This window comes from Streptomyces sp. NPDC002032 (assembly GCF_042890765.1).
Taxonomy (GTDB): Bacteria; Actinomycetota; Actinomycetes; order Streptomycetales; family Streptomycetaceae; genus Streptomyces.
This window is the reverse complement of sequence record NZ_JBIASM010000003.1, coordinates 327,156-339,927: the sequence shown is the minus strand read 5'-3', so window position 1 is coordinate 339,927 and position 12,772 is coordinate 327,156. Positions and strand designations below refer to the sequence as shown.

Sequence of the window (12,772 nt, the reverse complement as noted above, 5' to 3'; positions counted from 1 at the left end):
AGAATGAGCCGCATGCCGATAGAGACGCCCGTACCCAGCCGCGCCGAACTCGTCGAACACCTGGTCCGCACGCGGATCGCGGGGGAGGTGGCCACCCCGCGCGAGAACAACCTGAGCCACTACCGCCGCCTCGCCAACGGCGACCGCCACTACTGGCTGGGCCTGGAGCTCGGCGAGCGCTGGACGGACGAACAGGATGTGCTGGCCGTCATGGCGGAGCGCTGCGGGGTCGTGGACGACCCCGGGCACCGCCACGGCCAGGACACCATCGACCCCGAGCTCACCGTCGCCGCCCTGGACCGGCTGGCGGCGCGGCTGCGCAAGGCCGCCGCGGACCGGCAGAGCGTGCTGCTGGCCACCGGGCACCCGGGCGGTCTCCTCGACGTCCACCGCGCCACGGCCGACGCCCTGCGCGCGGCGGGCTGCGAGATCGTCCGGATCCCCGCCGGTCTCACCGCCGACGAGGGCTCGGTGTGGCAGTTCGCCGGCATCGCGGTCCAGGAGCGCGGGGCGACGCTGTGGCACACCCACTCCCCGGCCCCGATGGCCGCGGTCCTGGACGGCCTCGCGGCGGAGGGCCGCCCGCAGCCGGACCTGGTCGTCGCCGACCACGGCTGGGCGGGCTGCGCGGCCCAGCGCGGGCTCGACGCCGTCGGGTACGCGGACTGCAACGACCCGGCGCTCTTCCTCGCCGAGGCGGAGGGCACCCTCCAGGTGGCGGTCCCCCTGGACGACCACGTCCGCGACCCCCGCTTCTACGACCCGATGGTCGCCTACCTGCTCGCCGCGGCCGGCCTGGCCGGCTGACCTGCCGGGGCCCGGCCCGGCCCGGCCCGTCAGGGGGCGGGCGGGCCCGGGGTGGGGTCCAGGTAGACGCGGCGGACCGCCGGGAAGCGTTCGCGCAGCTGGGACTCCGCGTCCTCGCAGGCGGCCTCCACCTGGCGGGCCGAGGCCAGGTCGTGGAAGTCGATCTTCGCTGCGATCAGCACCTCGTCCGGGCCCTGGACGAGGGTGGTCAGCTCCAGCACCGCCTCGATGTGCGGCACCGACAGCAGCTCCTCCCGTACCTGCGCCCGCGTCGCGGCGGGCAGCGGCCGGCCGATCAGGTACTGGGCGTTCGAGCGCCCGAGCTCCCACGCCACCGCCACCAGCAGCAGCCCGATCAGCAGCGACGCCACCCCGTCGTAGACCCCCGAGCCGGTCAGCTGCGCGCCCAGCAGGCCGCCCGCGGCCAGCGCGAGGCCGATCAGCGCCGCGACGTTCTCCAGCAGGACGGCCTTCACCGCCGTGTCGGGGGTGTGCTTCACGTACAGCCCCAGCGGCGCCCGCATCCGCAGCGCCTCGGCCCGCACCTGCCGCCAGGCCACGTACAGCGAGTAGCCCTCCAGCAGGAAGGCGACGGCGAGGATGACGTACGAAAGCGTCGGGTCGCCGGGGTCCTCCCCGTGCACCAGGGTGTGGATGCCGTCGTACACCGCGAAGACCGCGCCCCCCACGAACGTCGCGATGGAGGCGAGCAGCGCCCAGATGTACCGCTCGGGCCCGTATCCCAGCGGATGCGCCTCGTCGGCCGGCCGGGCGCTGCGCTTGAGGGCGGCCAGCAGCAACACCTCCGTCACCGTGTCGGCCACCGAGTGCGCGGCCTCCGACAGCATCGCGCTGGACCCGCTGACGATCCCGCCGACCGCCTTGGCCACCGCGATCCCCAGATTGGTGACGGTGGCGACGACGACGGTGGCGACGCTTTCGGATTCTCCGGGCATGCCGCGACGGTACGTCCCGGATCCGGGGCGCACCGTCAGTGACACCCGTGCCCGGCGGGGGCGCCGTCGGGCACGCCCTAGCCGCGCGGGACGCGGACGACGCCCTCCTGGATGACGGTGACCGCGAGGCGGCCGTCCTGGGTCCAGATGCGGGCCTGGCCCAGGCCCCGGCCGGCGGCGGCCGAGGGGGACTCCTGGTCGTACAGGAGCCACTCGTCGGCGCGGAAGGGCCGGTGGAACCACATGGCGTGGTCCAGCGAGGCGCCGACCACGTCGCCGACGGCCCAGCCGCCCCGGCCGTGCGCGAGCAGCACCGAGTCCAGCAGGGTCATGTCCGAGACGTAGGTGGCCAGGCAGGTGTGCAGCAGCGGGTCGTCGCCCTCCAGCTTGCCCGCGGTGCGGAACCACACCTGGCAGCGCGGCTCGACGGGCTCGCCGACGCTGCCCCACGGCGGGGTCGTCGCGTAGCGCAGGTCCACGGCGGCCCGCGCCTCGATCAGCCGTTCCACCGTGCCGGGGTCCCGGAAGGTCTCCCGGTACGCGGGCAGGGACTCGGCGGCCGTCGGCAGGGTCTCGGGGTCCGGTGCGTCGGGCATGGCGCTCTGGTGGTCGAGGCCGTCCTCGTACGTCTGGAACGACGCCGAGAGGTGGAAGATCGGCTGTCCGTGCTGGACGGCGACGACCCGGCGGGTGGTGAAGGAGCGCCCGTCGCGGATCCGGTCCACGGAGTAGACGATGGGCGCGCCGGGGTCCCCGGCGCGCAGGAAGTACGAGTGCAGCGAGTGCGCCGTACGGTCCCCGGGCACGGTCCGGCCGGCCGCGACCAGCGCCTGGGCCGCGACCTGGCCGCCGAAGACCCGCGGTACCAGCGCCGATCGGCTGGTACCGCGGAAGATGTCCTCCTCGATCTGCTCCAGGTCGAGCAGTTCGAGGAGCGTCGTCAGTGCCTCGTTCATGGAGGTGTCGGTAAGCGCCCCGGGGGGACTTACAGACCCATGGACTTCGCGATGATGGACTTCATGACCTCGCTGGTGCCGCCGTAGATGCGGTTCACGCGGTTGTCGGCGTACAGACGGGCGATCGGGTACTCGTTCATGTAGCCGTAGCCGCCGTGCAGCTGGAGGCACTTGTCGATGACGCGGTGCGCGACCTCGGTGCAGAACAGCTTCGCGGAGGCGGCCTCGGCGGCAGTCAGCTCGCCCGCGTCCAGGGCCTCCAGGGCGCGGTCGGCGACGGCCTCGGCGGCGTCCACCTCGGCCTGGCAGGAAGCCAGCTCGAACTTGGTGTTCTGGAAGTGCGCGACCGGCTTGCCGAAGACCGTGCGGTCGGTCACGTACTGCTGGGCGAACCGGACGGCGGCCTTGGCCTGCGCGTACGCGCCGAAGGCGATGCCCCAGCGCTCGGAGGGCAGGTTCGCGCCGAGGTAGTAGAAGCCCTTGTTCTCCTCGCCCATCAGGTCCTCGACCGGCACCTTCACGTCGACGAACGCCAGCTCGGCGGTGTCGGAGGTGCGCAGGCCCAGCTTGTCGAGCTTGCGGCCGATGGAGTAGCCCTCGGACTTGGTGTCCACGGCGAAGAGGGAGATGCCGAAGCGGCGGTCCTGCTCGCCCGGGGCGGAGGTGCGGGCGCAGACGATCACGCGGTCGGCGTGGACGCCACCGGTGATGAAGGTCTTGGAGCCGTTGAGGACGTAGTGCGTGCCGTCCTCGGAGAGCTTGGCGGTGGTCTTCATGCCCGCGACGTCGGAGCCGGTGCCCGGCTCGGTCATGGCGAGGGCCCACATCTCCTCGCCGGAGACGAACTTCGGCAGGTAGCGCTTCTTCTGCTCGTCGGTGGCGAGCATCTTGATGTACGGCAGGGCGAGCAGCACGTGGACGCCGGAGCCGCCGAAGTTCACGCCGGCGCGGGAGGTCTCCTCGTAGAGGACGGCCTCGAACTTGTGGGTGTCCAGGCCCGCGCCGCCGAACTCCTCGGGGACGTTGATCCCGAAGACGCCCAGCTCGCCGAGCTTGTAGTAGAAGTCGCGCGGAGCCTGGCCCGCCGCGAACCATTCGTCGTAGACGGGGACGACCTCGGCCTCGATGAAGGCGCGGATGGTCTCGCGGAACGCCTCGTGGTCCTCGTCGAAAACGGTACGGCGCACGGCCGGCCTCCCTCTGCGCGGCCGGGCCGCCGCCGCTCTCGCGGGGGTGGCTGCGCGCCGTCGTGGTTTCTCAATGTGGTCGCGAGCGCCTAAGCGCTTGCTCAGATTAAGTTACCGGCGGGTTGTCACCCGTGTCCAGAGTCCCGTGTCCAGAGTGAGGAGCGGCACGCTCGGGGCCGTCAGTACGCGAAGGCCATCGGCCGGTCGGGGTCCCCGTCGTCCCCGCCGGTCTTGGTGGGCGGGTTGCGGTCGGCGTCGGTGGGCTCGGGGGGACCGGCCTTGACGTACTTCACGAGCAGCTTGACCTCGATCACCGCCAGGAGGGCGTAGAGCAGGGTGAAGCCGGCCAGCGAGGTGATCACCTCGCCCTGGGAGACGCCGGGGGAGACCCCGTCCGCGGTGCGCAGGACCCCGTAGACCAGCCAGGGCTGGCGTCCGGTCTCGGTGAAGATCCAGCCCCAGGAATTGCCGATCAGCGGGAAGGCGAGCGTCCACACGGCGGCCCGCCAGTACCAGGTCGTCAGCCGGGACCCCAGGGTCGTGCGGCGGGTCAGCGCCAGGTGCGGCACCTCGTCCTCGCCGGTCCGCAGGTCGGGGTGCAGCCAGAACCTGCGGCGGGTCAGCCAGAGCCCGGCCGCCCCGATGGCCAGGGAGGCCATGCCGAAGCCCATCATCCAGCGGAAGCCCCAGAAGGCGACCGGGATGTCGGGCCGGTAGTCCCCGGGCCCGTACTTCGCCTGCTCGGCCGCGGCGGTGTCGTTGATGCCCGGCACGTACGCGGTGAAGTTCCCCTCCGCCAGGAAGGACAGCAGGCCCGGGATGGACCACTCCACGCTGTTGTGGCCCTTGTCGACGTCGCCGATGGCGAACACCGAGAAGGGGGCGCTGGTCTGGCCGTCCCACAGGGCCTCGGCGGCGGCCATCTTCATCGGCTGCTGCCGGAACATCACCTTGCCCAGGGTGTCCCCGCTGAACGCCACGAGCACGCCCGCGACCACCATCGTCACCAGGCCCAGCCGCAGCGAGGCGCGCATCACGGGGGCGTGCCGGCCGCGCCGCAGGTGCACCGCCGCGATGCCGGCCATGAAGGCCCCGCCGGTCAGGAAGGCGGCCGTGAGCGTGTGGTAGACGACGACCAGGGTGGTGTCCTGGGTCAGGACGTGCCAGTAGTCGGTCAGTTCGGCGCGGCCGCGCTGCTGGTTGATCCGGTAGCCGACCGGGTGCTGCATCCAGGAGTTCGCCGCGAGGATGAAGTACGCGGACAGCGCGGTGCCCGCCGCCACCACCCACATGCAGGCCAGGTGGATCTTCCGGGGGAGCCGGTCCCAGCCGAAGATCCACAGGCCGATGAAGGTGGACTCGAAGAAGAAGGCGATCAGGGCCTCGAAGGCGAGCGGCGCGCCGAAGACGTCACCGACGAAGCGCGAGTAGTCCGACCAGTTCATGCCGAACTGGAACTCCTGGACGATGCCCGTCACCACGCCCATCGCGACGTTGATCAGGAAGAGGTTGCCCCAGAACTTGGTCGCCCTGAGGTACTTCTCCTTCTCCGTGCGCACCCAGGCGGTCTGCAGGACGGCGACGAGCGTCGCGAGGGAGATCGTCAGGGGTACGAACAGGAAGTGGTAGACGGTGGTGATGCCGAACTGCCACCGGGCCATCGTGTCGAAGGCAACAGCCAGCTCCATCCGGGTCCTCCCTCGCCTCGCTCGTCCCGCCCCGCAGGGACACCTTCGCCCGGGACGCCCGCCCGGCCCGGCAGTGGCGGCCCGACCGCCCGCCGCGCAAGCCGTACGGCCGACACCCGGGCGGGTGGTCAGCCCGCGGCCGGGCCCGGCCGCTCGGCCAGCACCTGGTGGGTGAGGTGGATCCCGGCGCGCAGTACGGCGTCCCGGGCGCGGGGGTGCGCGGCCCGGTGCGCCGCCGCCAGCTCCCGGGCCAGGCGCAGCCCCGGCGCGCAGTCCTCGCCGCGCAGGGCCGCGTCCAGGGCCCGGCCGGTCGCCCCGATCAGCGGGGCCATGGCGTGCGCGGACGGGTCGTCGGCGGCGGACCGGGTCTCCAGCTCCCGGGTCAGGAACTGCAGCGCCGGGGCCGTCCGCGCGGCCAGCCGCAGCCGGGGCCGCAGCGGGCCCGCCGCCCCGGCCCGGTCCCGCCGGGGCGCCAGCAGGAGCAGCCGCCCCGACCGCTGCTCCAGTGCGGCGGAGAGCTCGTACGGGCGGTGCCACAGGGCGAAGGCGGCGACGGGGGCGGGGGCCGCGGCGTCCGCCGGTACGGGGGCGGCGGCCCCGGCGGCGGTCCGCGCGAGCCGGTCCGCCAGCGCGGTGCGGTACTCCTCCAGGCCGCGCGCCGCCTGCCGGTACGGGTCCGGCGGCCAGAGCAGCGGGCCGAGCAGCGCCACGACGGCGATGCCGACGGCGGTCTCGACGAGCCGGGCCAGGGGGTAGCCGGGCACCGGCGTCGCGTAGATCACCAGGGCGGTGATCAGCACCTGCTGGTTGGGGGAGCCGGCCCGGCTGAGCAGGTACATGCCCGCGCAGGCGCACACCAGGAGGACGGGGAACGACAGCGGGCCCGAGGGCAGCCAGTGCAGGACCGCCACGCTCAGCAGGACCCCGGCGACCACCCCGGCCAGGCGCTCCAGGGCCAGCAGGGGGGCCGCGAACACGTCCCCGCGCAGGATCAGCACGGCGGGCAGGGCGGCCGGCACCGGGACCGTGCTCGTACCCAGCCACACGCACGCGTACCAGGGGACCGCGGCGCAGACGAGCAGCCGGGCGGCCGGCGCGAGCCGCCCGCCCCGGCAGGCGCGGCGCACCGCCCGTGCGGCCCTGCGGGGCATGTCGAACATGCCGGACATCGTAGGGTCCGCCGGGGCGGCGGACCCTCGTCAGCCGTGCCCGTCGGGGCGGGACTCCCAGCGCAGGGCGAACCACAGCTCCATCCGGGTGTCGGGGTCGTCCAGGTCCGCGCCCAGCAGTACGGCGGCGCGGGCGATGCGCTGGCGGACCGTGTTGCGGTGGACGCCGAGGGCGGCGGCGGTGCGGTCCCAGCTGCCGTGGTGCGCGAGCCAGCCCCGCAGGGTCGCCGCCTGCGCCGCGCTCAGCGGGGCCAGCAGCGCCTCGGCGTACGCGCGCGCCTCCGCCGGGTCCAGCAGGGCGCCGAGCCCGCCGGGGGCGTGCCGCACCAGCGGCGTCCGGGCCGCCTCCGCGCGCTCCAGCGCCCGGCGCGCCTGGGCTCCGGCGGTGCCCAGCCCGGCGGGCGCGGCCGGAGCGCTCACCCCGAGCCGCCAGCCGGGCTGCGGGGCGGGCTCCCGGTCGGTCAGCAGGCGTACGCCGTCCCCGCGCGGGTCCAGCAGTACGGTGCCCAGCGCATCGGCCAGCGCCCGCGGATCCCCGCCGCCCCGGGCGTGCACGGCGTACCAGGGCCCGGGGGAGAGCGCCCCGGCCGGATCCCCGTCGAGCAGCAGCCGGGTCAGGGCGGCGGCCCCGTCCCCCGCCGGACGGTCCCCGGTGAGCAGGGTCAGCAGTACGGCGGCGACGGAGGCGATGGTGTGGTCCCCGGGGGTCCGGGAGGGCGTGGCCAGGGCCAGCACGCGACCGCCCCCGACCGCGTAGGCGGCCAGGTGGGTTCCGGCGTGGGAGTCGGTGGCGGTCGCGGCGGCGCCCGAGGCCACCCGCCGGGCCAGCGCCTCCAGGGCCTCCCGCGCCGCCCCGGAGGGCCCGCCGCCCCGGGGGTCCGCGCCCGCGGCGCCGGAGCGGGAGCCGGCGCCCGCACCGGGCCGCCCGACGCCCGGGTCAGCACCCGCACCGGGGCGGCGCTCCCCGCCCGGGCCCCCGTCCGGTCCCGTCCCCGAGCCGGGTGACGGCGCGTCGGCCGGGGCCGCCGGCGTTGCCGTGTCCGGCGGGATGGCCGGTGCCGCCCAGCCCGTGCCCGGCTGCTCCGCTTCGGCCGCCCGGCCCGGCGGGGGCAGCAGTGCCGCCCAGCCGCCCAGGGCCGAGGCCAGGCGGCCCAGGACCGCCGGGACCGGGCTGGGGCGGGCGGCCGCCGACGCCAGGGACTGCTGCGCCTCGGTCACCCGGCGCAGCTCCCTGGTCCGGGCCTCGGCCATCAGCCGCCAGACCGCCCGGCCGACCGCCGTGAACGGGGTCCCGGGCGGCACCTCCACCAGCGGCAGCCCGTAGCGCTCGCAGGCCTCGGCGAGGGCGGGCGGCACCGTCTCGTGCACCGGGGTGACGCCGAACCCGACCGCGCCCACACCCGCCCGGACCAGCCGCGCCACGTACTCCGCCGGATCCGTGAGCCCCGCGCCGGCCGTCAGCAGCAGCTCCCCGCCCAGCAGGTACGGCGACGGGTCGGCCATCTCCGAGGCGTGCACCCCGTACACCTCGGCCGCCCCCGCCGCCCCGGCACCCGCCCCCGCGAGCAGCCTCAGCCCCAGCTCCCGGTCGGCGGTCAGGGCGGCCAGCGGGACCGGCGGGGTGAGCGGGGCTTCCATGGACACTTCCTACACATCGGGGCATGACAGTGGATGAAACGTACACTTCGCGCCCCGGCCGCGCCCGCTTACGCTCGAAGCACCGCACTCGCAGGACCACCAGAAGGGCACCCCCCATGAGCACGCAGCCGCGCGGCCCCGTCGACTCCTCCCGCATCCCGCGTTACGCGGGCCCGGCGACCTTCGCCCGGCTGCCCCGCCTCGACGAGGTCGGCTCCGCCGACGTCGCCGTCGTCGGCGTGCCCTTCGACTCCGGCGTCTCCTACCGCCCCGGCGCCCGCTTCGGCGGCAACGCCATCCGCGAGGCCTCCCGCCTGCTGCGCCCGTACAACCCGGCCCAGGACGCCTCCCCCTTCGCCCTCGCGCAGGTCGCCGACGCCGGTGACATCGCCGCGAACCCCTTCAACATCAACGAGGCCGTCGAGACGATCGAGGCCGCCGCCGACGAGCTCATCGGCAACGGCTCCCGCCTGATGACCCTCGGCGGCGACCACACCATCGCCCTGCCCCTGCTCCGCTCGGTCGCGAAGAAGCACGGCCCGGTCGCCCTGCTCCACTTCGACGCCCACCTGGACACCTGGGACACCTACTTCGGCGCCGAGTACACCCACGGCACCCCGTTCCGCCGCGCCGTCGAGGAGGGCATCCTCGACACCGAGGCGCTGTCCCACGTCGGCACCCGCGGCCCGCTGTACGGCAAGCAGGACCTGGACGACGACGCCAAGATGGGCTTCGGCATCGTCACCTCCGCCGACGTCTACCGCCGCGGCGCCGACGAGGTCGCCGACCAGCTGCGCCAGCGCATCGGCGACCGCCCCCTCTACATCTCCATCGACATCGACGTGCTCGACCCGGCCCACGCGCCCGGCACCGGCACCCCCGAGGCCGGCGGCATGACCTCCCGCGAGCTGCTGGAGATCATCCGCGGCCTGTCCTCCTGCAACCTCGTTTCCGCCGACGTCGTCGAGGTCGCCCCGGCGTACGATCACGCGGAGATCACCTCGGTCGCGGCCTCGCACACCGCGTACGAGCTCACCACGATCATGAGCCGCCAGATCTCCGCGGCGCGGGCGAAGGGCAACTGACCACCGTGACGCACGACCACGACCTGGTACTCCGTCCCACCGAGGCCCAGACGGCGGCCGCACTCGCGCCGCCACCGGGCCGCACGGGCGGGGACCTGGTCGTGGAGGCGCTGCGCGGGCTCGGCGCCACCACCGTCTTCGGGCTCCCGGGCCAGCACGCGCTGGCCCTCTTCGACGCCGTCGGCCGCTCCGGCCTGCGCCTCGTGGGCCTGCGTACGGAGAACAACGCGGGCTTCGCCGCCGACGGCTACGGCCGGCTCACGGGCACGGCCGTCCCGCTGCTCCTGTCGACCGGGCCGGGCGCGCTGATGTCCCTGCCCGCCCTCGCGGAGGCGGCCGCCGCCTCCGCGCCGGTGCTGGCGATCTCCTCCCAGGTCCCGTCCCCGGGCCTGGGCGGGGGCCGCCGAGGCCACCTGCACGAGCTGCGCGACCAGGCGGCCTCCTTCCGGGACGTGGTCAAGTCGGTCCACCAGGCCCGCACCCCCTCCCAGATCCCCTCGGTCATCGCCGAGGCCTGGGAGTCGGCCCTGACGGTCCCCTTCGGTCCGGTCTGGGTCGAGATCCCCGAGGACGTGCTCCGCGCGGAGACGGTGATCCCGCAGGTCACCGGCATGGACGCGACCCCGCACGAACTGGCGCCGCGCCCCGAGCTGACGGCCCTCGCCGCGCACTGGCTCTCGAACGCCTCCCGCCCGGTGATCATCGCCGGGGGCGGCGTGATCCGTGCGGACGCCGCGGGCAAGCTGAAGCAGCTCGCGGAGCGCTTGAACGCACCCGTCGTCACCACTTTCGGCGGCAAGGGCGCCTTCCCCTGGAACCACCCGCTCTCCCTGCGGTCCTGGCTGGAGGACCGCCACACGACGGACTTCCTGGAGGACGCGGACGTCGTCCTGGTCGTCGGCTCCGGCCTCGGCGAGCTGTCCTCGAACTACCACACGTTCTTCCCCACGGGCCGGGTCGTCCAGATCGAGGCCGACCTCGGCAAGCTGGAGTCCAACCACCCCGCCCTGGGCATCCACGCCGACGCCCGCCTCGCCCTCCAGGCCCTGCTGGAGACGGTGACCGAGCGCGCGGACCCGGACGCCCCGCAGCGGGTGGCGTCCCTCCTCGCCGCGGTCTCGGCCCGCCTCGCCACCCAGGACGTCACCCTGGAGCAGGACCTCCTGACCGCGATCCGCGCGGCCCTGCCGCCCCGCTCCCCGTCCTTCTGGGACATGACGGTCCTGGGCTACTGGGCCTGGTCGGCCTTCGACCCGAAGCACCCGAACACGATGCACTCCGCCCAGGGCGCGGGCGGCCTCGGCTACGCGTTCCCGGCGGCCCTCGGCGCGGCCGTGGCGGAGCCGGACACCCCCGTCCTCGCCGTCTCGGGCGACGGCGGCGCCATGTACTCGATCGCCGATCTGGCCACCGCCCGCCAGCACGACCTGGACGTGACCTGGCTGATCGTCGACGACGGCGGCTACGGCATCCTCCGCGAGTACGGCTGCGCCACCGGCACCGAGCTCACCCGCCCCGACTTCGCCGCCCTGGCCGCCTCCTTCGGCGTCCCGGCGACGGTCACCACCCCGCAGACCCTGCGCGCGGACCTCAGCCAGGCCCTGAAGACCCCGGGCCCCTCGGTGGTCGTCCTGGCGGCCACCCTCAAGATGTTCGCCCCGACCCACCTCTGAGGACGACGGCGCAGCTCCCGGCGGCGAGGGTGAGGTCCAGCCCGGCCTCCAGGGCGCGGGCCAGCCGGGCCAGCAGCGGCAGGGCCGGCAGGGCCGCGCCCAGCTCCAGCCGGGACGCCTCCCACCGCGTCAGTCCCGCCCGCCGCGCCAGCTCGTCCTGCGAGATCCCGAGCTCGACGCGCCTGTCGTAGACGGCCTGCCCGACCGCGAAGCCGAGCCGCACCTCCTCCACCGCCCTCAGCACGGAACCCCCTCCGGGCCCCACCCGATCTCGGCCCAGACGGCCTTGCCGATGCCGTGCCGGCGGGGGCACTGCCCCCAGCGGTCCGCGAGGGCGGCGACGATGCGGAGCCCCCGCCCCCGCTCGTCCCACTCACCCGCGTCCCCCGGGGCCAGCTCCACGAGGTCGCCCGCGTCGGCCACCTCCACCCGCAGCACCCCCGCGTACCGGGCCACCCGCACCCCGATCTCCCGCCCCGGCGGCGCCCCGGAGTGCCGGACGGCGTTGGTGACCAGCTCGGAGAGCAGCAGCTCGGCCGTATCGGCGGCCTCCACGCCGACGCACCACGCCGCGCATTGCCCCCGTAGGAGCGCGCGGGCCCGGCCGGGGGCGCGGGGGCCCGGAGGTACGAGCCAGTACGTCTCGTCGGCAGAAGACACCGTCATGAACCTCACCTATCTAGATACCTGAGGAAAGTGAAGCGGCTGCGCGAGCCTCCCGTCAAGAGATATCTAGATATGTGTACGCTGCGTGGCGGCACGGTGGCCGCCGTCCGTCACCCCCGGCCCGCCTACGCTGTCGGCAGGATGATCGGGGAGGACCGGCATGGCCAAGCACGACGCCACGGGGCGGCAGCCCAAGTACCTGCGCATCGCTGCCGCACTGAAGGACGCCATCGCGTCGGGTGAGTACGGACCCGGCGACCGGCTGCCCGGCGAGAGTGACCTGATGGCGGCGTACGGCGTCGCGCGGATGACGGCGCGGCAGGCCTTCGGCGTCCTTCAAGCCGAAGGTCTGGCCGAAGCGCGCAAGGGAGCGGGGGTGTTCGTGCGCGAGTTCCGGGTCGGCATCCGGCGGCGCGGGATCCAGCGACTGGCCGTCGAGGTGTGGGGCGCGGGCGGGTCCATCTGGGCGGCGGACGGCAAGGGCCGCGATCCGCAGGTCGAGGTGCTCGGTATCACCCAGGAGGCCGCTCCGGCCGCTGTCGCCGCCGCACTGGGTCTGGCCGACGGCGCCCCGGCGTGCGTGCGCCGCCGCAGGTTCCTGTTCGAGGGCAGGGCGGTCATGCTGGCCACCTCCCACCTCGACGCCGCCCTCGTCGCCGGCACCCCCATCACCGAGGCCGACACCGGCCCCGGCGGGATCTACGCCCGCCTCGCCGAGATCGGGCACAAGCCCGCCCGCTTCCGCGAGGAGGTCCGCTCCAGGATGCCCAGCGCCGAGGAGGCCGAGGCGCTCGGGCTGGCGGCCGGGACCCCGGTGGTGCTGATCTGCCGGACCGCCCTCACGGCGGACGGCCGCGCCGTCGAGGTCAACGAGATGGTGCTGGACTCCGCCGCCTACGTCCTGGAGTACGAGTTCGACGCCCCGTAGCCGTCGGCTTCCTCCGGGC

12 protein-coding genes are annotated in these 12,772 nt (G+C 74.7%); 4 read left to right on the top strand and 8 right to left on the bottom strand.

What is annotated here, in order from left to right; genetic code table 11:
- The first annotated feature begins 12 nt into the window (after nt 1-12).
- Nucleotides 13-807: a phosphatase gene (locus ACFYYT_RS09650; protein ID WP_388607340.1), complete on the top strand. Its 795-nt coding sequence runs from the start codon at nt 13-15 to the stop codon at nt 805-807.
- Nucleotides 808-836: 29 nt separating this feature from the next.
- Here ACFYYT_RS09650 and ACFYYT_RS09645 read toward each other — a convergent pair whose 3' ends face one another.
- From ACFYYT_RS09645 to ACFYYT_RS09620, 6 genes are all read right to left on the bottom strand, one after another.
- A complete protein-coding gene (locus tag ACFYYT_RS09645) occupies nt 837-1,763 on the bottom strand; it encodes a cation diffusion facilitator family transporter (RefSeq protein ID WP_351823500.1) in 927 nt (308 codons plus the stop codon).
- A gap of 77 nt (nt 1,764-1,840) precedes the next feature.
- Nucleotides 1,841-2,719 (bottom strand): acyl-CoA thioesterase II, encoded by an 879-nt coding sequence (locus tag ACFYYT_RS09640; protein ID WP_351823497.1) that lies wholly within the window; start codon nt 2,717-2,719, stop codon nt 1,841-1,843.
- 29 nt (nt 2,720-2,748) lie between these two features.
- On the bottom strand, nt 2,749-3,906 hold the full coding sequence (locus tag ACFYYT_RS09635) for an acyl-CoA dehydrogenase family protein (protein WP_351823494.1): 1,158 nt from the start codon (nt 3,904-3,906) through the stop codon (nt 2,749-2,751).
- 179 nt (nt 3,907-4,085) lie between these two features.
- Nucleotides 4,086-5,594 (bottom strand): cytochrome ubiquinol oxidase subunit I, encoded by a 1,509-nt coding sequence (locus ACFYYT_RS09630; RefSeq protein WP_351823492.1) that lies wholly within the window; start codon nt 5,592-5,594, stop codon nt 4,086-4,088.
- Nucleotides 5,595-5,722: 128 nt separating this feature from the next.
- Nucleotides 5,723-6,754 carry an FUSC family protein gene (locus ACFYYT_RS09625; protein ID WP_351823489.1) on the bottom strand — a complete coding sequence of 344 codons (1,032 nt, stop codon included), beginning with the start codon at nt 6,752-6,754 and terminating at the stop codon, nt 5,723-5,725.
- A gap of 39 nt (nt 6,755-6,793) precedes the next feature.
- A complete protein-coding gene (locus ACFYYT_RS09620) occupies nt 6,794-8,401 on the bottom strand; it encodes a PucR family transcriptional regulator (RefSeq protein ID WP_351823487.1) in 1,608 nt (535 codons plus the stop codon).
- A gap of 116 nt (nt 8,402-8,517) precedes the next feature.
- On the opposite strand from ACFYYT_RS09620, the gene speB reads away from it, so the two are divergent.
- Together speB and ACFYYT_RS09610 are read left to right on the top strand one after the other, a co-directional pair.
- Nucleotides 8,518-9,486, top strand: a complete 969-nt coding sequence (gene speB / locus ACFYYT_RS09615) for an agmatinase (RefSeq protein ID WP_351823484.1) — start codon at nt 8,518-8,520, stop codon at nt 9,484-9,486.
- Between the two features lie 5 nt (nt 9,487-9,491).
- Entirely contained in the window at nt 9,492-11,159 is a 1,668-nt protein-coding gene (locus ACFYYT_RS09610) for a thiamine pyrophosphate-binding protein (protein WP_351823481.1), read from the top strand.
- Here ACFYYT_RS09610 and ACFYYT_RS09605 read toward each other — a convergent pair.
- Nucleotides 11,131-11,403: a helix-turn-helix domain-containing protein gene (locus ACFYYT_RS09605; RefSeq protein WP_351823478.1), complete on the bottom strand. Its 273-nt coding sequence runs from the start codon at nt 11,401-11,403 to the stop codon at nt 11,131-11,133. The genes ACFYYT_RS09610 and ACFYYT_RS09605 overlap by 29 nt on opposite strands.
- Nucleotides 11,397-11,825 (bottom strand): ATP-binding protein, encoded by a 429-nt coding sequence (locus ACFYYT_RS09600; protein ID WP_351823476.1) that lies wholly within the window; start codon nt 11,823-11,825, stop codon nt 11,397-11,399. Before ACFYYT_RS09600 ends, ACFYYT_RS09605 begins: the two co-directional genes overlap by 7 nt.
- Before the next feature lie 160 nt (nt 11,826-11,985).
- On the opposite strand from ACFYYT_RS09600, the gene ACFYYT_RS09595 reads away from it, so the two are divergent.
- Nucleotides 11,986-12,753, top strand: coding sequence for a GntR family transcriptional regulator (locus ACFYYT_RS09595; protein ID WP_351823473.1), 768 nt, complete (start codon nt 11,986-11,988; stop codon nt 12,751-12,753).
- Nucleotides 12,754-12,772 lie beyond the last annotated feature (19 nt).

Excerpts from the sequence above, each read along its gene's own strand:
- ACFYYT_RS09650 (WP_388607340.1), top strand. The coding sequence starts at position 13 with ATGCCGATAGAGACGCCCGTACCCAGCCGCGCCGAACTCGTCGAACAC.
- ACFYYT_RS09645 (WP_351823500.1), bottom strand. The coding sequence starts at position 1,763 with ATGCCCGGAGAATCCGAAAGCGTCGCCACCGTCGTCGTCGCCACCGTC.
- ACFYYT_RS09640 (WP_351823497.1), bottom strand. The coding sequence starts at position 2,719 with ATGAACGAGGCACTGACGACGCTCCTCGAACTGCTCGACCTGGAGCAG.
- ACFYYT_RS09630 (WP_351823492.1), bottom strand. The coding sequence starts at position 5,594 with ATGGAGCTGGCTGTTGCCTTCGACACGATGGCCCGGTGGCAGTTCGGC.
- ACFYYT_RS09625 (WP_351823489.1), bottom strand. The coding sequence starts at position 6,754 with ATGTTCGACATGCCCCGCAGGGCCGCACGGGCGGTGCGCCGCGCCTGC.
- ACFYYT_RS09620 (WP_351823487.1), bottom strand. The coding sequence starts at position 8,401 with ATGGAAGCCCCGCTCACCCCGCCGGTCCCGCTGGCCGCCCTGACCGCC.
- speB (WP_351823484.1), top strand. The coding sequence starts at position 8,518 with ATGAGCACGCAGCCGCGCGGCCCCGTCGACTCCTCCCGCATCCCGCGT.
- ACFYYT_RS09600 (WP_351823476.1), bottom strand. The coding sequence starts at position 11,825 with ATGACGGTGTCTTCTGCCGACGAGACGTACTGGCTCGTACCTCCGGGC.
- ACFYYT_RS09595 (WP_351823473.1), top strand. The coding sequence starts at position 11,986 with ATGGCCAAGCACGACGCCACGGGGCGGCAGCCCAAGTACCTGCGCATC.